The sequence below is a fragment of the Mycoplasmopsis felis ATCC 23391 genome (assembly GCF_000701865.1).
GTDB classification, from domain to species: domain Bacteria; phylum Bacillota_I; class Bacilli_A; order Mycoplasmatales; family Metamycoplasmataceae; genus Mycoplasmopsis; species Mycoplasmopsis felis.
On sequence record NZ_JNKA01000001.1, the window covers coordinates 1 to 25933 of the forward strand.

The following is a 25933-nucleotide window of genomic DNA, read 5'->3' on the forward strand; positions in this document are numbered from 1 at the left end:
AATTACTATTACTATGTAATAGTAAAATAAGAGTTTTCGTTAGAAATTTAAACGTCGTTCTCTTGCACTTTAAAGTAGCGCGTACGTGTGAGCGCGCGAATAAGAAGTTTGTTTTATCTTAGATAAAACAATTATGAAAATCCTTTGCAAAATGAAGAAATTAAGAAAAAAATAAATAATTCTGAAAAATTTAGAATTATCTTTTTGGTCATCCTTGTTTTTGAAAATGCTTTATTGATTGATTGGTTTGTGTTATAATATTTTTGTAAAAAGTTCGGAATATTTATTGATTAGTTTGTAATTAATTACTCCCTTCTTTTCTTCGGTGTCGTTTTGTTTGTGAAGTAATATTACAAATATTATAATTAAAAATAACTCAAACGAGTTATTTTTAATCTAAATAAGTTGGTATATATATTAATGATAATATGTAATATAGTGTGTATGTATCTAATAATACATCTTTGTATATGTGTTTACTTAATTTTTCCTCAGAACTTAAGAATGTAGGGAATGATAATTCCATAAAATTTGAATCAATATTAAATGTAAACCTAATTAAAGCAGCATTTGAATGAATTTTTAATCCTGATAGTTTAGTTCCTTCTTTATCATAATATCTTTTTAAAGATAATTCCATAGATAAAGGTGTATACATCATTCTAGCTTTAATTGGATCTGGTGAAACCAAATTAAATGTTTTATTAAAATTATCATTTTCTGTTTCAATAGATTTTTTTCTACTAAATTTTCCATCAAGTAAAGTAAATTCAAAAACTTTCTCTTTTAAATAAGTTGTGTCTAATTTAATAAAACCTGAATAATGATAAGATCTTGTGATTTCACCTTTAGAATTTTTTGTTTCTTTTTCATATTCAACAACATATAGTTTAGCTGGATAATCATTTATTAAAAGATAATGTTCATCTAATATTCTATTGAAATAAGCATCATAAGGAATTTTAGATGATTTAAAAGCGTCTAATTCTTTAGCAGATAATATTTCACAATTTTTATATGAACTTATTGTTTTTTCTAATTTGTCTTGTTGAACATAACCAATATATTTAATACCTTTATCTAATTCTGTAAATGCATGTTGATAAAGTGATAATCTATCTATATGACTTCTAATTAACCCATAAACATCATATTTTTTCTTATTATAAATATAAAACATAATAGCAGAAATTCCTATTGTTAATACAAATAAAAGAATAAAAATTAAAGAAACAATAATACTATTTTCATTTTTAGAAAATATAATTATCATTAACGATATAAACAATCATAAAATACTAATACCCAAAAAAGAATATTTTAAAATTTTGTATTTTTTTAATATGGGTGTTTTTTCTTTTAAAACTTTATTCACAGATTCTTTTATTCAAGGAAAAAGACTTTTATCTGCACTCTCTTTATATTCTTGAAACTTTTTATAATCATTAACTATTTTCATTTAACTACCTCTTAGATTTATCATAAGGTATTCCTGCTGCAGCTGGACCTTGTGTATTCTTGCTTGTGATTATCATAATAATTAATGTAACTATATATGGTAATATTTGGAATAAATCCTTGTATTTTTGGAAGGATTCTCCAAATGAAATAGTTCCATAAAATGAGATTGATAATAATATAGAGAAAAATAAGGATGTTAAGATAGATATAGAAATTTTTCATCTTGAAGTAATCATAATAGCAAGAGCAATAAAACCAAATCCTGAAACATCTTTTGTTAAAGAGAAATTATCTAAACGGGTTGATTGAATGAATATTGAACCTGCTACACCAGAGATTAAGCCTACAATAATCATTGCTTGTCATTTAATTTTATTAACACTAATTCCAGCAACATCTGCTGCTTGTGGATTTTCTCCTATTGATCTAAATCTTAAACCTCATTTTGTTTTACGTAATGCAAATCATGATGCTAGTGCAATAATAATAGTTATAAAAACTTTTAACGAAACTAAATTAGCAAATTTGTTTTCATCTGGTGATAATGCTATTTCTGGTCTTCCATTAAATGTTATATAAGAACCAGAATTTTGAATACGCAATGTTATTATTGTTACTAATAAAGCTGCTATTCCACCAGCTAAAATGTTAATAGCAAAACCAGAAATAGTTTGGTCTGCTTTTAATTTAATAGTTGCAAAACCAAACAGTAATGATAGTGCTACTGTTGTAATTGAGGATAACAACATTAATGCTATACCTGATCACATATTAGTTATTCCTCAGATAGTTGTAAATAAAGCACTATAAAAAGCATAAGAAACAGCTCCAAATACCATGAAACCATTAATTGCTATATTAACAATTCCGGCTCTTTCTGAAAAAATACCTGAAATAGAACCTAATAATAATAAACAAAAGAAGAATCCTGCGTGACTAATAATAATTTCCATTATTCATCTCCTTCTGATATATTATATTTCTTCATATAGTTGTTTTTTATACTTGATAAATAAGATAAAAATATTTTTTCTTTAATTAATTTAAAATTATTTTTTCTTCCTGATTTTTGGTTTTTATATTTGCTTAATGCATCAGTATATTCATGTAAACCAAAATTTTCTTTTTCTTTTAGGTGTTCAAACTTACTCTTTGAAAGAGAATCATACATATTCATTAATTCTTCATTTGAGTAGTTTTTTGATTTGCTAATTTTTTCTAAAATATAATTTTGATATTCTTTTTCTTTTTGTTTAAATTTGAATTTTAAAATTAAATTTTGTCAATATTTTTTAAATAATTTTATTCTCTCTGGAATTACGTATTTAAATTTGCTTATATGATATGTTTTAAAGTTTAGTCAGTATTCTTTGTTTGTTACTAAATAACATTGCTTAAATATGCTTCTTAATGGTTTAAATTTGTAGAATATTAAACTTAGTGCCGTTACAAATATAATAATCCCATTAAGCAACACAAAAAATTCATTTTCTAGTTTTTCACTACCTTGTAATGTTTGAAATAATGTTCTAGAAGTATAAATTATAGAATATAAGAAAGAAGAAAATAAAACTCCGATAGGACTATTTAAGGCAATCATAGCAATGGCTATTGAATCAAAACCTATTGTTATTGGTGATGGTTCTCCTGTTAATCTACCGTCTTTTAAAATAATGTAAAAGAAACCTCCAAAAGCAACTAATGCACCCGATGCTGCCATTACAAAAACTGTCATCAGTTTTTCGTTTACCCCTACATATTTTGCATTAGTTTTGTTTAAACCTACCATTTTTATTTTATAACCTAAGGTTGTTTTAGAGTATATATATCAAATTACTGCAGATAAAATTATCAAGAAAGCAAAACCAAAATAAATGAATGAATATATTTGATCTTCAGCGATAAAAATTTTTGCTGGCCCCCCTATATCATCAAATCAAGAGGCTACTTCTGAACCACCAAAAACTCCATTTACTCTAGTAAATAATCATTGTGATAAGTAAGTAACAATTCAGTTTAAAAATATAGTTGAAATAACTTCATGGACATTAAAATAAGCCTTTAAAAATCCTGAAATTGATCCCATTATAAATCCACCAATAATAAATATAAATAACATCCCTATTAAAAATGATGGATTAAGTTCTGATGGTTTCACTCTAGATAAAATTAAAACACTAAAGAAAATTATTCCAGGCATAGTCATTTGTCCTGCTACACCAATGTTAAATAAACCAGATTTAAATGCTAATGAAACCCCTAAACCAGCAAAACCAAAAAATATAAAATATAATAATAAATCTGTTTTGTTGATATCTCTTAATAAAGAAAAATCAATCATATAGGAAATAAAACTAAATAGTGATGTTCCTCTTGGTGAACTTCCGGTATTACCTATTATCATATAAATAATTGATGATATTAAAATACCAAAGAAAACTGACCATAATGAAGCGTAAACTTTGCTTCTTCCTGTTTTTTTATCTTCGAAAAGAAGATAGCGTCTGAATCCTTCAAAATAATTAATTATTTTGTTTTTATGATAAACATTTTTTTTCATTAGACACCTCCTTCTTTTTTGTGTGCCATATAAACACCTATTTCAGTTCTGGTTAAATCTTTAGTTTCTTTTATAGCCAAAATTTCTCCACCATTTATAACAGCTATTTTGTCTGCTAATGCTAGAACTTCATCTAATTCATAAGAAATTAATAAAATAGCTTTCCCTTGAGTTTTTTCATCTAGAATTTGTTCATGAATATTTTTGATAGCACCCACATCAAGACCACGTGTTGGTTGAACTATTAAAATAAAATCATGAGGTGTGTTCATTTCGCGACCAACTATAAACTTTTGTTGATTTCCACCAGATAATTGTCTTGCTTGTGAAAAACCATTTCTAGCACCCCTAACATCATATTTTTGTATAATTGATTGATTTTCTCTTACTATTGATTTTTCACGTAAGATAGCAAATTTCACAAATTCACTATCTCATAATCTTCTTAAAATAGTATTACTTTTGATATTGTAATCTAATACTAGACCATGTTTGTGTCTATCACTAGGGATAAATGAGACTCCTAAACGAGATATATTAGAAACACTATGTTCTGTTAAATTAATAAACTCATTTTCTGGTTTTTGTATTATTGGTTCTTTGTTTTTTAATATAACTTTTTTTCAGTTATTAAACTTTCTCTTTATGTAAATACCATATTCTTTACTAATAAACACTGACATTAAGATAAGTGACAAAATAACTAATGTTGCACCTAATAATGTGAATATGTATCTTTGGTCTGTAGTTATTGTTGGGAAAGTGAATAAAATAATCGAAATTACTAATGATAAAATACTTATTCCAAGTGAAATAAAACTGTTTATTTTATTTTTCTTTTGGATTTCTTTACTTCTTTTTTTATTTAAATCAGTTTTAGATAAGAGAATTTCACCTTGTGTAGGTTTAATCATTCCGCTTATTACGTATTCTAAATCTGTTTGACCATTACCTTCTACACCAGCTATTGCAAGGATTTCCCCTGATTTAATCTCTAGAGAAACATTTTTTAAAGGTTTTTCTGAAGAAGTTGAAATGTTATTTAGTTTAAGAACAACAGGATTATTTGATGTATCAGAATACTCATTCCTTGCTATTTCAACTTCACCACCAACCATTTTATTTGCCATTTCTTCTATCGAAACATCAGCAACTTTAAAATTACCAGTTATTTTTCCATGTCTTAAAACTGTTGCATTATCTGCTACTTCTTTTATTTCTCCTAATTTATGAGAAATAAATAAAATTGTTTTTCCTTGTTTTCTAAATAATTTAAATGTTTCTAGTAGACCTTGAATTTCTTGGTCTGTAAGAACTGCTGTAGGTTCATCAAAAATTAAGATTTCTGAATCTCTAAACAACATTTTCATAATTTCTACTTTTTGTTGTGTTGCAACAGTCTCTTTTCCTGTTATATTATTTAAATTAAAATGTAAATTGAACGTTTCCTGTATTGTTTGAATCTTTTTAATAGCATATTTATAATTAATAATTTTTGTATATTTATTACTATCCTCTGATCCTAAAACAATATTTTCTAAATTTGTATAAACATCAACTAATTTAAAGTGTTGATGAACCATTCCTATACCTAATCTATTAGCATCATTTGGTCCTTTTATCAATACTTCTTTATTATTAACCTTTATAACACCTTTATCTGGTTCATATAAACCAAACAAGATAGACATCAAGGTACTTTTACCTGCTCCGTTTTCTCCTATAAGAGCATGTATTGTACCTTTTTTTACTTCAAAACTTATATCTTGATTTGCTTTAATCTGACCGAAATATTTGGAAATTTCAATAAACTCAATTGCGTTTTGTTCTTTCATAAATTCCTTTTGTTTATTAAAATTTAATTCCTCTTAATCTATTGATATAAAACACACAAAATAAATGTGTGTTTTATTATATTAAGAATTTACTTTTTCTAGTAATTTGTTAATTAAATCTTGTAGATTTTCGTATTGTTGTCCACCTTTTTCTGCTTTATCTTCATCTAAGAATGCTTTATCTTCAGCAGAAAGTGAATTAAATTTGTTTTGAGCTGTTGTTATTGCTTCTTGTGCTTTTGTTCTTAATGCTTCATTTATTAATGTTGAAGCAGCTAACTTAACTCAATTTTCAGCTATATCACCTTTTTTAATGTGTTTTGTGCTTCCACCTTTAAAAATAGGTTTTTTATTACTATTAAAGACTACTTCTAAAATAGTATCATATACAGCTTGTGTTAAGTTTTTCATTACAGATGTAAAGAATAATCCAGATGATTCTGTTCCTAATGATTTAGATTGATCTACGTCTACTCCAATAATATATTTAGTTTTTGAGTTTGATTTGCTATTGTTTATTGTAATTGTAGATTGTGTTGCAGGGCCTGCAACAGGGTATGCTGATACTGGGTTTTCTGCTAGAAGACCATTAATAACATTATTAAGTTGTTCTCCTGGAACAAAACCAGAATCTAATCTAACTGGTGTATGTGTAACTTTCTTATCAGGATTTTCTTTATTTCAATCGTATATACCTTTTAAATAACCTGTTATAAAATCAGTTACAGCATTAAATGGTCCACCACCAAATGATGATAATTTTTTATTTTCTGTTTCGTTTTCACTTATAAATTTAGCTAATGCATAACCTGCTACATATGAAACTTCATTTACTTTAAAAGTTAAATTATATACATCTGCATAACCTACTTCTTCAGGATCTATAACAAAGTCAACATTAATAATTTTAACACCTGCATTTTTTAATCTAGATGCATTTGCTTTAATGTATGATTTAATGTGATCACCATGTGTAAATCCAGATAAAACTCAAACTTTATTACCAGATGATAAAGCAGCATTGTATGCACTTGGGTAATCACCACTTGGTTCAATAGAACTAATATTTAAATTGAACACATCTTCTGTTTTTCCACCTTCTGTTGTTTTTTTAGTCATTGTTTGATCTTGCAATACATTTAATGCTTCTCATTGTGATTGGTTAAATGACTTATCTGTAACTCTACCTGAGTCAGTTATAACAACTAATTTTGTTCCTACCATTTCCTCAGGTAAAGTAAATGTAGTGTCTTTAACTATTTCTGCTACCCTTTGGTTTTCTGGTATATAATTTGATGGTCTAGTAATTGGACCTTCTTTTCCACATTGTGCAGCTAGTGCAAAAACTGGCACTATAGAAATTAATCCAGTTCCTAAAAATAATTTTTTAATTTGTTTTTTCATATAATAAACTCCTTATATTAAAGTTTTATTATTATAATATAATATGTAGTTTTTTTTTTTTATTTGTAAGTAATACCATTTTTTTTGCATTAAAATGGAAATTTTTGTGGAAATTTCCATTTTAAGATCTTTAAATCGACAAATAAAAACAACTCAATTGATGAACTGGGTTGTTTTTATTTGTATTTATCTGGGTGTTCTTTTTGCATTCTTGAAATGAATTCTTCTTTATCTAAAGAACCATATTTATTCATTAAATCTACACATTCATAATATTCTTTTAAAGCTCAATCAGTGTTTTCAAAACCAGAAACCTCTGTAATTCCTATACGTTTTCAGTTTTTGTATGTTGAGAAAAAAGTTTTGACTTTTTCTAGAAATTCTGATGGTAGATCACTAAGACTTTGGATATTATCTAATCTATAATCATCTGCATGCACACATATTAATTTAGTATCTGTTTCTCCATCATCTATCATTTTCATTGCGCCTATTATTCTTGCACTTAATTTTACTCCTGGCTGAAATGTTTCTGAAGAATATAATAAAACATCTAATTCATCTCCATCTCAGTCTAGTGCATTTGGTACAAAACCATAATCACAAGGATAAACAAAATCACCTCTTAAAATTCTATCAACTTCTATTTCTTTAGTTTTACGATTATATTCATATTTGATTTTGGAATTTTTTTGGATTTCTATTTTTACATCTATTTTTTTCATATGTTAATTATATTATAAAATTACCCTTTTCAATCAAGTGTGCTTGGATGGACAGGATTTGGATTTGTTTTAATTTTACTTATTTTTCCTTCTTTAACAAATACTATCTTGTTTGCAATTGCTTCAATGTCAGGGTTATGAGTAACCATAACTATAGTTGTTCCATATTTTTGATTGATATCATATAAGTAAGATAAAACAACTCCTGTTGTTTTTTCATCTAATGCTCCTGTTGGTTCATCAGCAAAAATTATTTCTGAATTTTTTGCTAATGCCCTTAATATAGAAATACGTTGTTGTTGCCCTCCAGACATTTGTGATGGATATTTGTCTTTTACTCCTTCTAATTCAAACTCTGAAAATAATTTATCTATATCCAGTTTTAAATTTTTATCTTTTTGTAAATATGATCCTGTTTGAACATTATCATACCCAGAAAGATTTTGCAACAGGTTATAATTTTGAAAAATAAAACTCACGTGTTTTCTTCTAAATAGAGTTAATTGTAAATCACTATAATATGGTAAATTCTTGTTGCAAACTATAACATCACCTTTAGATGGTCTATCTAAGCCACTTATTAGATTTAATAAAGTTGATTTACCTCCTCCTGATTTCCCAAAAATCATAACAAAATCACCTTTATTAATGCTTAAAGATACATTTTTTAATACCTTTGTTACTGAGTTTCCTGATAAGTAATATTTACTTACATTTTTAACTTCGATAATTGCGTTTTCTGAATTTGTTAAATTAATATTTTCATCTTTTTTTCTTTTTTTATTTCCGACTTTTCTCAATATTCTTGCTATTGAATTGTCAACATTAATTATAGAAACATTTGATTCACTATCTAAATAATCAAAAACATTTTTTTTAGTTATTTTGATTTTGGAATTTTTAGAAACTATTTGTATATTATCTGTTTGTTCTTCTTTTTTTCTTCTAAAAAAATTTCACATTATTTTCCTTTCAATAAATCAATTGCTTTAATTTTATTAATATTAATTCAAGCAGAAATGGATGTAATTAAGAATACAAAAAACACAATAGATGATGTTATTAATACTGTTAACAATGAAATTGCTATAGGAAGGGAAATAGATGATCCAGTTACTAAGAAAACACCAAATAAAGACATTAATCCAAATGCAATTGGTATAGAAATTAAAATAGAAAGAATGATAAACGGAACATAAATACCAAAAAACATTTTTACTTTTTCTTTATTTGTATAACCTAAAATACTTCATATAGCAATGTTTTTTTCATTCTCTTGAATTAAAATTGTAGAAATTATAATTAATATTATGATTGAAATTAAGAAGCACAATAATGCTAAAGCTGTAATAATTGTTTGCACTGTACTTCCTATTGTAGAGGTAAATGATATTTCTATTTCTTTTGAATCTAACGTATAAGCAGACGGAACATACAATTTATCATCAAATATATTTGAAAATTTGTTTATTGCATCATCTGGTTTTTCTCTTAGTTGACTATAAATATCCTCTATATTAGATTCAGAAACAAATATAGTGCTGTCAATAAAGCTTATTATTTCTTGATCTGTATAACCTAAAGTCGACAATGCTCCTGGTGTTTTAGAGTTTTTAACTGTTCTTAATGAACCAAAAATTCCATCAAATAAATCCTTTTTATCTTTTTCTGTAGAACTTATAATTGAAAAACTTCCTATTGAACCTGAATAACCAGAAACAGAATACAATCCTGCACTTCATAATAGTTGCATAGGCAATTTATTTTTAGATAAAATACCATTAAATTTATATTTTTCTAAGTCTATATTATTCAGTGTTTGATACTCGTTTTCTACTAGTTCATCAAGTCCTATTAATTTATCTGCTGCTTTTTTTGGTATTATGAACTCGTTGTTTATAAACGTTTGATTGATTCCCTTAACTACAAACACATAATTGTTTTCTTTTTTTGTTATTTTGTTTAATTTTTCATTAATTTTGTTTTCATATGTATAAGTTAAATTGCTTGGTTTTAATGTTATTTTAGAACCGATATTTAAATGAAACTTATCTGCTACAACTCTATTTATAATTAAAGGAATTTCTTTATTTATATCGTTGTTATTATTCTCAAATTCATCATTTATTTCTTTTAATAAATCTGAATCTCCGTAACCTGGAACTTTAATTAATTCTGAATCTTTCTTGTATCCATATAATCTTATTTTTTGATCTTTTAACGTCGCATCAACATATGTATAAGTCTCATCTGTTAATTCATCAAAGTAAATTCCATCAAAAATCATTAAGAAGTCACTTACATTGCCTTCTTTATAAAGTTGTTCATATCCATTAACTAGAAATTCTCTATATTCTTCTCTAAATCTTGAAGTTGTAATTATTTGATGAGTATATTTATGCTCTATTTCATCTCAAACCATTGCAAAAAATTTACCATCAATAATATTATTTTCATTCGGTAGATAAATAAAGAATTGATTGATACCTTTTGCTCTAACTTTATCAAATTTGAATGATAAAGTTTTTTGACCATTCGAATCTAATTCAAAAGGAATATCTTTTTGAGTAAAGGTTAGTGCCTTACCTACATCATCACGAGTACTTAAAATACGTGCTTTTTGAACATCGGGTAAAGATTGATAAACTATTTCAAATGGATCAATAGAAACACTTGAATCAATTTTTAAATTCACCGAGAATTGTGTTAATAAATGTCCATCAAATATTTTTGGTATACCGTTTTTATTATCAACATTAATTGAACTTGAATAACCTGCTTTAAAGTAGTCCGATTGATATAGATTCAATTCCGAAATATTACCTACTGGTACATATAAATTATTTCTGATATCTCTTGGATTTAATGGTTTAAATGAACCACCTTGAACAGTGGGGGTAATCAAATCAATTCTATAATTATATGCTCTATTTTCATAGGTTTGATTTATTGTTTTTTGAAATACTCCAAAGGTTGATAAACCAAATATTGTAGTAATACTTGCTAGTGCTATACTAATTCCGAAAGAAACTAGTTTTCAAAAACTATTGAAGATTAAAGAAGCACCAAACTTGGTTTTTATATTTCTTTTTCTAAATAAAGTAGTGTATTTTTTATATGTTTCACTGGTACTTAGTTCAACTATACCTGACATTAAATCTATTGATTTATATCTTAAAGATCTTAATGATACGGTAATTATTAACACAGACATTGCTATAAGAGGGATTAAAATATTAACTAATAATGTAAATAAAGAAAAATTTAAAGTTTGAATAGGTACTGTTCAATAACTATCTATTACTCTTATCGCTATAGATTGCAACATAAATCCTGTTATGTATCCTAAAAAGTTACCAATTAAAATTGTAAAAAATGCAAAAATAGTTAAAGAAGAAGCAATTTGAAGAGGTGTATAACCTTGAGCAAATAAAATTCCTATAACTTTATTTTTGTTAGATATATATCTTTTGATAATAAATATAACTGACACAACAACTAAAAAAACTAATAACCCTAAAATTATATTAGACACATATGAAATTGATAATATCAATTGTTCTACTGAACTTATTCTTAAACTTCTCTCAGGATTTAATGGATCTAATTCATCATATAGGTAAGTTCTTTGTAAATTTGAATTATCGTCTATTTTACTTTGAACAAAATTTTCAATATCTTTTTTTAATAAATCGTTGCTTATTTTTGTATTATTCTTAACAGTTAAATATTCTTTTATTAAAGTACCTTGATATGATTGCACAATACGATCAAAACCTTTATCATTAACGTATACTAAAGCTTGTGATTTTGTGTTTACTTGTAAGTTATTTTCATCTAATATAGGATAAAAGTAATCAAAACTAATATCATCACCAATAATTAAATATTTTGAACCATTCACATCTAAAAGATATTTATCAGGAAGTTTATTTAATAATTCAAGTAATTGAATTGGGTTTTCTGGAATATTACCAGTATAGATTTCTTTGTTGTTTTGTATTAAATATGCATAATTAACTTTTGCAACATATGAACTACTTTGATTAAAAACTAGTCCTGTATTAAATTTATTTAAACTTGTGATTGAGTTTATTAATTTAATTATCGTATCAGATAAATCAATACCAAAAGGCTTATATATTTCAGGATTTAAACTGACTTTTTCGGTTAATGATGTGAATAAGTGTTCATCTAAATAAATTTCATAAATATAATCTTTTTCTACTATAGACTCAAGTAATTTGCTTTTTGTAAAATAACTACTTATTAAGTCATATGCTTTTTTTTCATCATTAACTAGTTCTTCTATATTTATAATTTTATTGTTAATAAAATATGCTAAATTAGAGTTATTTGAAGCTGATTCCCCTATGTTATTGGTATCTGATAACATTCATAATAATACTTGAGGATTCTTCTTGGACAATATAGGATTTAACAAAACATCTGATACACCTAATCTGTCTAAAGAAATAGATTTATAATCTTTATTAAAAATATAATTAATTTCGTTGTATTTATTTAAAATGTTGTCTGTTAAGTATTTATTTATAAATAAATAGGTAAGTGATGATAATAAGTTCTTATATTTCAAATTAAAACCATTATATTCATTTAGATTTTCATCTAATTTAAAATACATATCATCAGAGGCAATATAAGAAATGATTCTAGTTAAGTTGTAACTGTTTTTTTCTATGAAAGGAATTAGGTTTGGAAATTTTCTAGAAATACTTCTTAGTGTGTTCTGTTGGTATCTTCCTAGGTCATCTTTACTGAAGAAAAACTCTCTCATTTTTTCGGGATTTGCTAGTGACCTCGAAATACCAAAACCTGTTTCTTTATATCTTAATATATTTTGTGAAGATGGTTGAAACAAATTAAAATCATTAAATAAATCTAAAACTTCTTTAGTGTTTATTAAACTAAGTAATTCATTTGAAAAATTTTTCTTTTCTTGGATTGTGCCTTCTATTTCAGGATTGAATAAATCTCACCAAAAACTTAGTAAAGGAACAATGTGTTTTAAGTAATTATATCCTTCATATTGAGTATTAAAAAAACTTTTAAATGACCCTGATATAAAATTGCTAAAAAAACTTGATTCAACTGAACTTTCTTTGTTTATATATAAATCAACTAAACTTCAAAAAGGTTTTGAAGATATATTTGAACTTCTGTTTATTTTTAGATTGTTTATTATTGATTGTCATTCATTAGTTATTTTGTTTATTTGTTCTTTGTTTCAAACCTCTTTTTTATTTTTAACCTTGAAATAAAATGAAGATAAATTAAACAAATCAGATGGTATTGTTTCTCATTCTATTTTCTCAAATTCCTTAAAATAATTTATCAGACTTTCTACTTTTTGAAATTCATTAATGTTAATAAATGATGAGTTATTATTAGGTTGTGCTTCAGATACAGGTTGTGATGGGTTTAAAAGAGCAATTAAATCGAAATAATCTAATTTATTATCGTCTTTTGATGGGATAGTTAAATATTCTTCATCTCCAATTTTTTGGCTTGAACCTTTGTTTGATAAATTCAACATTTTAATCAATTCATCTTTAATTCTTTTGTTAGAACCTGGTACATTAAAAAAGGCTTTTAGTGCAGAATATATAAAATCTTCTGCACTTAATGTGCTTGATACTTGAGTAGTTTTTATTTTTTGTGTATTTTTGTTAATATCAAAATCTATTCTTTCTGTTTCAAAATGAACTAACTTTAATTTAGACTCTAAAGTTTCTATAAAAATATTAAAATCAAATGCATTAATTAAAAACTTAATTCCCTCTAAAATGTTTTTATATTGTAAATCTATAGAGTTTTTATATGAATTTAGTAAAGGGAATATTTTTTTTATTGGTTCTATTAAGTTACCTAAAAATATGTTAAATATGTTATTGCTATTATTAAAGTTAAATAATGATTGAACTTCGATGTTATTAATAATATTTATTAATGTTCTTTTTAATGTTTGTTGATTAATAGATTTTAAGAAATTTATTAATATTTCAAAACTACTAATTTTTCTTAACGAATCTTTTGTTCTATCACTAGGGAAATCTGGATTAGGGACTAATTTATTGTATTCATTATCAAAGAAGTTTTGGTTATAATCCGAAAACAATTTAAAGTCTACGGATTTAACTAAATCAATAATGTAAGTTAACATTAGTGATGTATCTTTTGCAGAATTAATCAAAACATTAAAATTAAATATATTTTTTAAATCAGAACCAATTAATAAATCAATAAAGTTAAAGAACTTATTTATTTCTGTTTTTAAATATTCTTTTTTATTAGTTTCATCTGAAGAATTTGAATTTGATAAATCTAATACTTTTGCTAATAAACCAGTTAAAAGTTCTTTAAAATAATCTCCGTTAGGGTTATGTGATAAAACATAAATACCATCTAGAATCATTTTAGGTAAGATATTTAAATTTATTTGTCCACTTGAGAATATAGTAGCAAAATTGTTTTTATCAAATGAAATATTAATTGCTTCCTTAATTGCATAAATAGTTTCTTTTGAAATAAAACCTTTTTGAACCAAATCTGTTTCTAGTAAACTTTTTTCTATCCTTTCTACTCCTAGTGCTAAAGTGTTTTCAGCTAGAGCTTGTCTAACTATTGTATTATCTGGTGATCTGAAAACAAAAGGTAAATAAACAGAATTAGAAAACAAATTTGATTTTGCGACCCAACTATCTTTAAGTATTTCCACAAAAAGTGTTAATCTATTTTTTTGCAGATAATTATTAATTTCTTGAATTGGTATGTCCCCATTAATATAACCTTCTACATTAACATTTTTTCATTTTATAATATTATTGTTTGAATCATACACCGGGGCAACTACTGTTATAGTATCACCAAGAACAACAATCCCTAAACCGGAAAAATCATCTTTTTTTCTTTCTGGTTTATTATTTGTATATCTTGATAATTTATATATTTTACTTTTTATGTATGTATTAACATCTCCATTAATTTCATTAGTATGCTCTAAATCATTGTATTCATAACTTAATTTTATATATGATTCATCTGGAATAATGTTTGATGCTAATTTTTTTATTATTTCACTTGAAATGTAAGGAGTTAATTCTTTTGTTGTAAAGAATTTTGAAAATTCGGTAGATAAATTATTTAAATTGTTTTTGTGAGAATTATCATTAATTAGTAAATTAATATTATTTTTAATGTTGTGAATTTTTCTCTCATTGTTACCTGTATTAATAAAATGAAAAACTTTTTTTTCTCCGCCTTCATCATCAAAAGCATCTACTGTTATGCTTTGCCTAATCCCTATATTTTCTTTCGATACTTGTTCTGATATATAATTGTAAATTTCATTTTTAACTATATTTAGTGCACCTTCTTTAATGATGTTTTGTTTTTTAGTTAAAATATTTTTGTCTATTAGATTTTCATATTTCTCTTCATTAAAATTCTGTATGTTTTCTATTTCAATTATCTTTTTTGTTCCTTGATAAAAATAAATATTATTTAAGAAGTTATCAGGTTGATTTTTTTCATCTGCTATACTTAAATCAACAGTGAGAAAATCATTGTAATCTAACGCTCCTTCTTGTGCTCTTAGTAATTTTTCTTCACCTAATTCTGTTTGATTATTTTGTATAACATATGGAATGTTATAATAATTTATTTCTTTTGTTCAATATGAAAAGTTATTTAAATCGTTTGGTAAAACATTGTTGTTATTTTTTATTTGATTTTCAATAAAAGTTTTGTAAGAACCCGTCCACTTGTCTTTGTCTAAATTGTTATATGTTATTTCATAGTGTTTTCTTGAATAAAAAGATTCGGTTTTTTGTTTTTTGACTCAGTTGAGAGGGAGTATATATGAATTATTCTTTTTAAAAGTGAATTTTCTGCTTTCTATAATATTTATTTCTTCATTTTTAAATAAATCATAATATGTTAATTCTGTTTTTATTTTTTTGTTAAATAATGATGTGATATCTTCATTTTCTTGTTTATCATAAAATGTGGGAGTTGATTGATGATCAAATTCAAAGACGTTGTTTTGGTTATTGTAAGGTATAAAACCTAAAAAAGAAGAAATACCATAACCTGAAATTTTTAAAACAAAACTTTCTTTTTCTCATTCCTTCCCTTTAATAAAATCAAATGTTAATTCTTTTGTAAGTGTATTTATGAATAATGTTGCTATTTGAGAAATATTTATATCTTTAGGATTTTGACTAGTTATATAAGAAATTTCGTTTAGATTATATTCTTTATCAAATCTAAAGATTGATGATTGGTCTAAAATTTCTATATTTTTGCTTGGGATGAAATCTCCATTATTTGTTTTTTTATATAAATTAAATGTTTGATTTTTATTAAAAATTATTTGTTTTTCTTGGTTATCATAATTTAATGTAAAACCTTCTAAAGTTTCTTCATTAATATAATTATTATAAAAACTTAAAAAATCATTTCTTAAAATATACTCATCATTCTTAGATGTTTCATTATGTTTAAAACTAGATAACTTTAAATATTGGTCTGTTATTTCAGTGAAATCTATTATGTTTTTTTCTGAAAATGCATTTTGATCAATATATCTAATTCCTTTATCATAACCAGAACCACCACTAACTTTTGTTAGACCATTTATATAATAACCACCATTATATGCATTACCACTTGATGGTAAATTAAAATCTACAGTTAAGTCATGATTAACTGATTTATCTTTATAATAATTAAATTGATTTCTCATCGCTTTACTTGTGTCATATAGTAGTGTAAAAATACCAGATGTTAAGAATATTAGTATTGTTAATCCAGAAACTACTATTTTGTTTTTAAATAAAGAACGAAAAACCTCTTTAAATAAGTTTCACATAAGTCTCCCTTAAATAAATAATTATAAATTATTATGATTATTTTAAAAATAATAGAATTTTTAGAAATTAAAAAAAAGAGGTTTCCCTCTTTTATTTAATTAATTTCTGTTTCTTCATTTATAGGACCAAAATGTAAATCATTATTATTTTTTTCTTTTTGGTTTTCTGATTTAGATTCTTTTATTAGAAAATCTAAATCAAACTCTTTTTCTTGTTCAATTTCTTTTTTTGTTTCTTTTGGAGGTGATTTTAGATTTTGAGCAATATAATTAATTTCTTCTGCAATAATTGTTTCTTTTTCTAAAAGCAAGGTTTTTATAAGTTCTAATAATTCTTTATTATCTAGTATGGTTTGATATGCTATTTTTTGAGCTTCAATAATTATTTTTCTAATTTCTAAATCAATCTCATGACTTATTTGATTTGATAAAGAAGAACTTGTTGCAAGTGTTTTTCCTAAAAATGGACTACCACTTTCTTCTTGGTATTTTATTGGACCTAAATCACTCATACCAAACTCAGTTACCATTCTTCTTGCTATGTTTGTTGCTTTTTCTATATCATCAGAAGCACCTGTAGAAACATTTTCTTTTCCATAAACTATTTCTTCTGCTGCTCTTCCTCCCATAAAACTTGCTATAGTAGCTAAAAGTTCTTTTTTAGAATAATTATATTTTTCATTCTCTGGCATCATTAAATTATAACCACCCGCTTGTCCTCTAGGAATTATGGTAATTTTTTGTACTTTATTTCCTCCAGGAACTTTTAAACCAACTACTGCATGTCCTGCTTCATGATAGGCAACAGATGTTAATTCTTCTTTTGTTATAGTTCTTGATTTTTTGGCAGGCCCTGCCATTACACGATCAATTGCTTCATCTATGATAGGTAATGTTATAACTTTTGCGTTTTGACGAACAGATAATAAAACAGATTCATTTATAACATTTTCTAGTTGAGCACCAGAAAAACCCTGTGTTCTTTTTGCTATATTAACAAATTTAACGTCTTCTGAAAATCTTTTACCTTTTGCATGCAATCTTAAAATCTCTTCTCTTTCTGATACATCTGGTAAACCTACGGTAATGACTCTATCAAAACGACCAGGTCTGGTTAATGCTGGGTCTAAAACATCAGTTCTGTTTGTTGCTGCTATAAATAATAAACCAGAATTTTCTTTTATTCCGTCCATTTCAACAAGTAGTTGGTTAAGAGTTTGTTCTCTTTCATCGTGCCCTCCACCTATACCAGAACCTCTTGTTCTTCCTATAGCATCTAATTCATCAATAAATACTATTGCAGGTGAATTTTTTCTTGCTTCTGCTATGACTTGTCTAACTCTTTTTGCTCCCATTCCGACAAATAATTCAACAAAATTAGATGCTGAAACAAAGAAGAAAGGAACATTAGCTTCTCCCGCTGTTGCTTTTGCTAACAAAGTTTTCCCTGTTCCTGGAGGACCACCTAAAAGAATACCTCTAGGCATTCTAGCTCCAGATTCTTCATATTTTTTTGGGTTTTTTAGATAATCAACTATTTCTGAAATTTCTTCAATAGGTTCTTTATTCCCTGCTACATCACTAAATTTTTTATCTGATTTAATTATTTGTGCAGGACTTTTGTCTCCAAACGCACCTGATTGACCATTCATCATTTTCATTTGTGATCTATATATAAAATAAATAATTGTGATTAATAAAAATGTTGGAATTAATGAAACAAAAATATTTAATCATATATTTGGTTTTGGAGCAGGTGTTGTTTGTAAACCACCAACTATGCTTACAACACCTTTATCATCTGTTACTTTAAAAACTTCTTGAAAAACAGTTGAATAATTTGGAATTAATAATCTTAAACTTTCTTCATTACCATATGTCAATAAATTTAAATTTCTTTTTCCATCAAAAAATACAGAATGTATTGTATTATCATATTTATTTATTTGTATACTTTTAAAGAAAATTGAGTCATCATCTGAATTTGCTGCTTTTTCTAAATTATTAACAAAGACAGTTAATGTTGTTTTTATTTCTGAATTTTTATTAATAAAATTACTTATCAAAAATGAAAAAATAATGATACCTATTATTATTAATATTAAAATTAAGAATATATTCTTTTTTGTTTTAAACATTTTCCCTTCTTTCTTTTTAAATTATATTATTTTATTTAATTAAAAACAAAAACTTGACCTTTGTTTTTAATTAAATAATTTTTTTCATCCAATTTATATTTACTTGTTCTATTTTTAGAAACTATAAAACTTATAATAGAATTGATTTTATCTTTAGTCAAATTTACATTTACAAAATTATTATTAATCATCATAAAAATCAATTCATTTTTAAAATTAAAAAAATTAAATAAATCTTGGCTGAATTTGCTTTCTTTTCATATTTTGTACTCTTTTAAAACTAAATTAAAAATCCTTTTTCTTTTTTTATTTTTCAGCAATATATAAAATAAAAAAAGAATTTTTTTGAGTTTATTTTTTTTCTGGTTTTCTTTTCTTATTTTATTTCTTGTGTAAACTTCTTTTTCATTTGTATAATCAATTGCATATGGTATTAACTTTTTGATACATTTATTTAATATAGTACTTTTAAAATATTTGAATAAAAAAGGTCTATAAACTGACATATCATAAACTTTGTTAGTTTTTTTTATCCCGTAGTAAAACTGGTTTCTTTGACTTTGTAATTGCATTTGTGCTGTTTCTATAAAATCATCTAAATGATGAGCGATTAATAAATAATCACAATGATTTTCATAGTAAATTTTCTTAAAAAACAAATATCTTTGTTCTCTTGCTCAATTTTGGAAATTTTTGAAGGTATAATCTTCTTTTTTGAATTCCATAATTTCTAGTGGTATATTGTTCTTTTTACAATATTCCTTAACTATATTAGTATCTATGTGACTATCTTTTCTTTGATTGTAATTTACATGTGCAACAATTATGTTCTTATTTTTATATTTGTCTAATAAAAACATGCTATCTGGTCCGCCACTAACAGCAATTAAATACTTTTTATTTTTTTCCATTATTTAATTGGTTAAATTTATTCATTAATATATTTATATCATTATATACAAACGAAATAGCTACATTTGCACAACTATCTATCATAGAATCTAATGTTATCATTTCTTTTTCTGTAAATGTACCTAAAACAAAATCTCTTAATTCTCCTTGAAAAGGAGCGTTTATACCTATTCTGAGTCTTTTAAAATTATCACTTCCAAGTTGCTCAATTATATTTTTAACTCCGTTATGAGAACCACCTGAACCTTTGTTTTTTAAGGATGCTTTTCCTAATTCAAAATCTTTTTCGTCATGAATAACTAAAACATCCTCAGGTTTTATTTTAAAATATGAGCAAATTTGAGAAATAAATTGTCCTGATAAATTCATATAAGTTAATGGTTTTGCTAAGATAAAATCATCTAATTTTACATACTCACCATTAAATTTTGATTTATTTAAAGTTAAATTTAAGTTTTTGCATATCCTATCTACTACTAAAAAACCTAAGTTATGTCTAGTGTATTTATATTGATTCCCTGGATTACCTAATCCTACTATCAACTTCATTAAAGACCTCCTTTTAAAATGGTTTGGGTGTTGGTATATATTTCTGTTTTTTCTAAAAATCTTGGTACTAAGAATTTAGAGTATAAATTTTGCTCTTTAGAAAATATTCATAATTCTTTTTTTGCTCTAGATATTGCAGTATAAACCAACTTTCTTGATAACATAAATCTATGATTATAATTTAATATAAAAATAACATTATCAGTTTCACTACCTTGAAATTTGTGAACAGTGATTGCATAAGCTAGATTAATTTCTGAGTTAAATTCTTCTTTTGAATATGTAATTATTCTTTCTTTATTATCTAAGATAAACTTTACCTTAATTCTGATTTCATTGTTTTCGTTTATTTCTGAAGTATGAATATAACCTATGTCACCATTAGATAAACCTTGTTCGTATCTATTTACTAGTTGAATTACTTTATCACCAACTTTATATAGTATTTTTTCATTATTAAATTTCGATGTATGAACAACTTTTCCATTTGGGTTATGACTTTCTTGTATTAAATTATTTATTTTGTTTATTCCGGATTCACCTTTATACATAGGACATAAAATGATGGTATTATCTATTCCGTGTTTGTTAACTGATTTTTTAAATAAATTTAATAAATCTCACTCAAATTCTTTATACAGTAAAAAGTTTACTGGTTTATTTTGTAATGAATTACCTAACCATTCATTTCAATTATCTTCTAAATCATAATAATCATTTAATACGCTTGTGTTATTTGCTAATAAGTTACTTTGAATAAAAGAAAATGTTTGTTCATTTATTTTTTCTTTTTTATAAAGTTCTTCAAAATAAGTTAGTATGTTTTTAAGATATTCAGGGTTTGTATAATCACCTATATTATTGATAAAATCAACATATTTTTTTATTTCTAACGAGCTACTTCTATAAAATTTTTTTAATATTACAGTAGGAAATAAATTAGAATTAATTAAATCGTTTAATATATCACCTGGTCCTATTGCAGGCAATTGATCTTTATCTCCTACTAATATTAATTTTTCTAGATTAGTACAGGTTTTTAAAAGTTTATAAAACACGGAAATATTAACCATACTAAACTCATCAATTATTATTGTTTTAACTTCATCATAGTTTTCTTTAATTTCAACTTCTTCAGTATCATCTTTTATTTTTAAAAAACTATGTATTGTCCTTGTTAATATTTTGTTTTTAGAACTTAATATTGATGAGGCTCTACCTGTTGGTGTTAAAATAAAAAAATCTTTTTCTGGTTTTTGATTATTGATTTTTAATGTATTATAAAAGTGTTTAATTAAATTACTCTTTCCTGTTCCTGGGTTTCCTGAAACAATCAAGAAATTCTGGTTTATAAAATTATAATATGCATTTTTTTGTTCATCAGATAAGTAAGATAGATTTTTTTCTTCTTCACTATTTAATACTATTTTTTTATTTTTAGATAGATTAATCAATTGTTTTGATATGAATAACTCTTTTTCATATGTAATATTTCTTGTAAATTTATTATTAATTAACTTTACTTTATTTTTATCTATTAAATTAGACAAACTTTTTTGAAATAAGTTTAAATTTTCTTCAAAATGGTCTAATGATATAGTTTTTAAAAACTCTTTATAAACTTCTTTTAAAGAAAATAATGTTGAATTATTTTCTTCTAAACTAACCATAACTTTTAATATGAATGCTTCAAATCTTTTATTAGAATAAATGTCATAACCCAACAGAATCGCAAACCTGTCTACTGTATATAAATTAAAGTTATCTTCTATATATAATAAATATGGATTGATATTTTTATATTTACTTATAAAATCAATAGATTCTGTTTCAAATTTCTTTTTTAAAAAATCATATAAATCTATCAAATCATTAGAATAAAAAAAACGGATATTTTCTTTATAGAACTCACTTTCTTGTTCGCTTAATTTTAAAATTTTATTAATCGTTTCTTGATTATGTTCATAATAATCGAAAGAGTTATCAATTTGTTGTTCATTTAAAATTTCTTTTAAGATATTTTTATTTACTTCTAATGAACCTAACATTTTAAAAAAAGTTTTTCCTCATTTATCAAAAACTTTTTGTGCGGTTATTTTACCTATTTTTTGAATTTTTAAAATATGTTCTTTTATTTCTATATCAGTATCTACTAATTCTAATATAGGGACAAAAGATAGTAAAACAAAAGAGTTTTTGTTTGTTGTACTTTGTTGAATCTCTATTTCATATTTTTTATATAAATCTGGTACATTTTTTCTTGTATAAATTGAGATTTTTTTCTTTTTATCTGTTGTTTCAAAAAGCAAAAAACCCCATCCTTGCGAAGAACTTCCTTTTAAAAGTTTTACAAATTTTCCTGTTATTTTCTCTTTAGATAAATTAACCATAATTATATTAAATTATACTTTAATTATTTTTTTTTGCTTATTTTTATATATACTAGACTTTAAATAGTTATTAACATACTTATTAACAATTTATATTAATATGTTAATAAGTATGTTTTCTGCTTAAATATAGTTATAAAAGTTGTTTATAAATATGTTATTTATTTTTAATTTATTATATAATTTGTTTATGATTAAAAAAGAAAACTTAAATGAATTTACTGAAAAATTATTAAATTATTTGAGGAACGAAATCAATGATAATATGATGTGAAAATCTTTTTTTTCTAAAATGAAAGTAATTCAAAAAGAAGATAATTTTGTTTTAATTTTCATACCTTTAGAAAAAGAAGAAAACTTATTACAATTCAAGGGTATTTACAAAGAAATTTTTGAAAACTCAATTAAAATTGTTTTTGGTGAAAAAATTAATTATGAACTAACTATTAAAAACACTATAAAAGAAAAACAAATTGAAGAAAAGGTGATAAATCAAATTTCTTTATTTAATAATTCTTCAGGTCATCAAAAAAGTAATTTTTTTTCTTTGAATAATTACAACTCTCAGATGAATTATGAAAATTTTTTAGTTACTAATTTTAATGATGAAGTTTTTAATTTAGTCAATAAATTAGACCAAAATTTTTTAAACTTAAAGACAATTTATATTTATGGTCAATCAGGTTTAGGTAAAACTCACTTACTTCATTCTATCGGGAATTCATTTTTGAAAAACAATAAAAACGGTTTTTATTTAACTCCTTTAAGTTTTTCTATATATATTGCTAACTTATTAAAAGAAAACAATTCAAAAAAAATAACAGAAGTATCTGAACTTCTAAGTAATCTGGACATTTTGCTTATTGATGATTTTCAAATATTTGGTGAAGGACAAAAAACACAAACAAAAAATTTTATCTATCACATCTTAGATAATAGGATTCTTTTAAATAAATTAACTATTATTTCATCTGAACTAGATATTAATGGTATGGAAAAATTATTTGATAAAAGGTTTGTCACAAGAATCCAAGAAGGTTATATTGTTAAAATACAAAATCCTAGTTTAGATGATTTACATAAATTAATGGAATATAAATTAAATCAATCAGGTTTCGATATTAAAGTACTAGATGAAAAATCAAAAAATTTAATTGTTAGAAATCATTCAAAATCTGTTAGAGCGATTTTCGGAGCAGCTATTAAATTAATAAATAAAAAAGATGAATTTAAAGTTTATGATGATTTTGTTTTTGATAAAGTTCAAAATTTATTTATAGATTATATAAAAGAAGAAAAAGAAGTAACTTTTGATGTTATATTAAAATCTGTTTCTAAACATTATAAAGTAAAAGAAAAAGAAATTTTGGGAAAGTCAAGAAAAAAAGAAATAGTTATTGCTAGACATATTTGTATTTTGTTAGTCCACAACTTATTAACATATTCATCCACACAAATAGGTAGATTATTCAACAGAGATCACTCTACTATATTAAGCGCTATTAAAAAAATTAATTCTGATGATAAAAATCCTTCTTTTAAGAATGCAATAGAGTTTTTAATTGGGGAAATTAATGGAATAAATTAATAAATTACTAACTTGTTAATAAGGTTAAAAAGTTAATTTTATTTTTGTTTTTGTTAATTAAAATAACTTTTTTGTTTTTATTAGACTTATTAATACAGAAAATAATTATATTAAATAGGAGAAATTATGAAATTTAAAATAAATAAAAAACTAATAGAAAATTCTGTAGAATTTTTAAATAATTATATAGACTCAAATGATGCTTTTATACCGCTTAGAGGTATATTATTTAAAATAGATTATGATAATATCACAATGATTGGTTCTAATAATTACTTGAATGTCAGAAAAATAATAAAAACAAAAGATAATAACATAAATATTTATGAACCTGGTTCTTTTTTGATTAATGCTTCCTTAATGAGAGATGTAATTAAAAAATTTGATGAAGAAATTTTTTTTGAAAGTGACGTTTTAAACATTATTTTGTATGAAAATAAAACAAAATATATTTTGACTAAATTAGAAATAGAAAAATATCCTTATATAAATTTTGATTTACAAAAAAATAAAACAAAAATTAATAGCAATGAAATGAGAGAAATAATAAACAATGTTTCTCTTGCTACTTCTCAAAATACAGAAAAAGTTAATTTCGTTATTTATAAATGTATTAATTTAAAATCAAATAATGGTGTTTTAAGGTTAACAGCAACAGATAGTCACAGATTAATTACTCAAATAATTAATCTTAATGAAAGTTTTGATTTTAATGTTTTAGCAGAATCAAAAAATTTAAAAAAGCTTTTTCCTAAAGAAATAACAAAAGAGGTTGATTTATTTCTAGGTGAAGAGAAAATAGGTGTTTCTTATAATGAAACTGTTATATTTACAAATTTAATAAAAGAAAATTTCACAGATATTTCTCCTTTTTTAAAACCTATATACAATAAAACATTAAAAATTTCAAAAAATACATTACTTAATTTAGTAAACAAAGTTATTTTTCAATCATCTGATAAAATAAGAAGATTACAATTTTTATTAAATAAAAATGAATTAAAACTAAGTTTTGAAGTCCCTGAAACAGGAATATCCTCTGCTTCATCTAACCGATTCGAATTTGATGGCGATTTAGTAGATATAGATGTTGATTTTCAATTTTTTAAAGATGCATTAAGTGTTGTTAACACTGATGAAATAGAAATTAAATTTAATGAATCTAACGAAAGAATTTATGTTTTATCAGATAAATACCCTGAAAACATTCAAATATTAACTCCTATAAGAAGGTATTAAAATGATTATAAAAATAAAAACAAATGAAATTAAACTAGGACAATTATTAAAGAAAATAGATGAAATAAACACAGGTGGACAAGCAAAATTTTTTATAGAAGAAAACTTTATTAAAATAAATGACAAACAAAACGTCACAAGAAACTCAAAAATTAGATCAGGTGATATTTTAAAAATAAATGAAAATATATATAAAATAGAAAAAGAATAAAAAAACAAAAAATATTCAGGTATTTGAA

At 24.1% G+C, this 25933-nt stretch carries 15 protein-coding genes; 3 read left to right on the plus strand and 12 right to left on the minus strand.

Annotation, left to right across the window (positions count from 1 at the left end; translation table 4 throughout):
* Nucleotides 1-391 precede the first annotated feature (391 nt).
* The 12 genes from T405_RS03665 to T405_RS00060 all read right to left on the minus strand — a co-directional run bounded on the left by T405_RS03665 (nt 392) and on the right by T405_RS00060 (nt 22867).
* Nucleotides 392-1459 (minus strand): hypothetical protein, encoded by a 1068-nt coding sequence (locus T405_RS03665; protein WP_051619500.1) that lies wholly within the window; start codon nt 1457-1459, stop codon nt 392-394.
* Between the two features lie 4 nt (nt 1460-1463).
* A complete protein-coding gene (locus tag T405_RS00010; protein WP_036429789.1) occupies nt 1464-2414 on the minus strand; it encodes an ABC transporter permease in 951 nt (316 codons plus the stop codon).
* On the minus strand, nt 2414-4021 hold the full coding sequence (locus tag T405_RS00015; RefSeq protein ID WP_036429792.1) for an ABC transporter permease: 1608 nt from the start codon (nt 4019-4021) through the stop codon (nt 2414-2416). Before T405_RS00015 ends, T405_RS00010 begins: the two co-directional genes overlap by 1 nt.
* On the minus strand, nt 4021-5856 hold the full coding sequence (locus tag T405_RS00020) for an ABC transporter ATP-binding protein (RefSeq protein ID WP_036429794.1): 1836 nt from the start codon (nt 5854-5856) through the stop codon (nt 4021-4023). The genes T405_RS00015 and T405_RS00020 overlap by 1 nt, the downstream gene beginning before the upstream one ends.
* A gap of 81 nt (nt 5857-5937) precedes the next feature.
* Nucleotides 5938-7260, minus strand: coding sequence for a BMP family ABC transporter substrate-binding protein (locus tag T405_RS00025; RefSeq protein ID WP_051619501.1), 1323 nt, complete (start codon nt 7258-7260; stop codon nt 5938-5940).
* Nucleotides 7261-7436: 176 nt separating this feature from the next.
* Nucleotides 7437-7985, minus strand: coding sequence for an inorganic diphosphatase (locus tag T405_RS00030; protein ID WP_036429797.1), 549 nt, complete (start codon nt 7983-7985; stop codon nt 7437-7439).
* Between the two features lie 20 nt (nt 7986-8005).
* A complete protein-coding gene (locus T405_RS00035) occupies nt 8006-8947 on the minus strand; it encodes an ABC transporter ATP-binding protein (RefSeq protein ID WP_084271885.1) in 942 nt (313 codons plus the stop codon).
* Entirely contained in the window at nt 8947-16878 is a 7932-nt protein-coding gene (locus T405_RS00040; protein ID WP_036429800.1) for an ABC transporter permease, read from the minus strand. Before T405_RS00040 ends, T405_RS00035 begins: the two co-directional genes overlap by 1 nt.
* A gap of 95 nt (nt 16879-16973) precedes the next feature.
* A complete protein-coding gene (gene ftsH, locus T405_RS00045; protein WP_051619503.1) occupies nt 16974-19016 on the minus strand; it encodes an ATP-dependent zinc metalloprotease FtsH in 2043 nt (680 codons plus the stop codon).
* 35 nt (nt 19017-19051) lie between these two features.
* Nucleotides 19052-19927, minus strand: coding sequence for a tRNA lysidine(34) synthetase TilS (tilS, locus tag T405_RS00050; protein ID WP_036429804.1), 876 nt, complete (start codon nt 19925-19927; stop codon nt 19052-19054).
* Nucleotides 19914-20477 carry an aminoacyl-tRNA hydrolase gene (pth, locus tag T405_RS00055; RefSeq protein ID WP_036429805.1) on the minus strand — a complete coding sequence of 188 codons (564 nt, stop codon included), beginning with the start codon at nt 20475-20477 and terminating at the stop codon, nt 19914-19916. Before pth ends, tilS begins: the two co-directional genes overlap by 14 nt.
* Nucleotides 20477-22867 carry an ATP-dependent DNA helicase gene (locus tag T405_RS00060; protein ID WP_036429807.1) on the minus strand — a complete coding sequence of 797 codons (2391 nt, stop codon included), beginning with the start codon at nt 22865-22867 and terminating at the stop codon, nt 20477-20479. The genes pth and T405_RS00060 overlap by 1 nt, the downstream gene beginning before the upstream one ends.
* A 190-nt stretch (nt 22868-23057) precedes the next feature.
* Between T405_RS00060 and T405_RS00065 the strand changes: the two genes are divergently transcribed.
* The 3 genes from T405_RS00065 (at nt 23058) to T405_RS00075 (ending at nt 25905) form a co-directional block, all read left to right on the plus strand.
* The gene (locus tag T405_RS00065; protein WP_169734318.1) at nt 23058-24455 is read left to right on the plus strand and encodes a helix-turn-helix domain-containing protein; all 1398 of its coding nucleotides are present in this window, start codon (nt 23058-23060) and stop codon (nt 24453-24455) included.
* Nucleotides 24456-24581: 126 nt separating this feature from the next.
* Entirely contained in the window at nt 24582-25694 is a 1113-nt protein-coding gene (locus T405_RS00070) for a DNA polymerase III subunit beta (RefSeq protein ID WP_036429818.1), read from the plus strand.
* Nucleotide 25695: 1 nt separating this feature from the next.
* Complete coding sequence (locus T405_RS00075; protein ID WP_036429819.1) at nt 25696-25905, plus strand: RNA-binding S4 domain-containing protein; 210 nt, start codon at nt 25696-25698, stop codon at nt 25903-25905.
* The last annotated feature ends 28 nt before the right edge of the window (nt 25906-25933 follow it).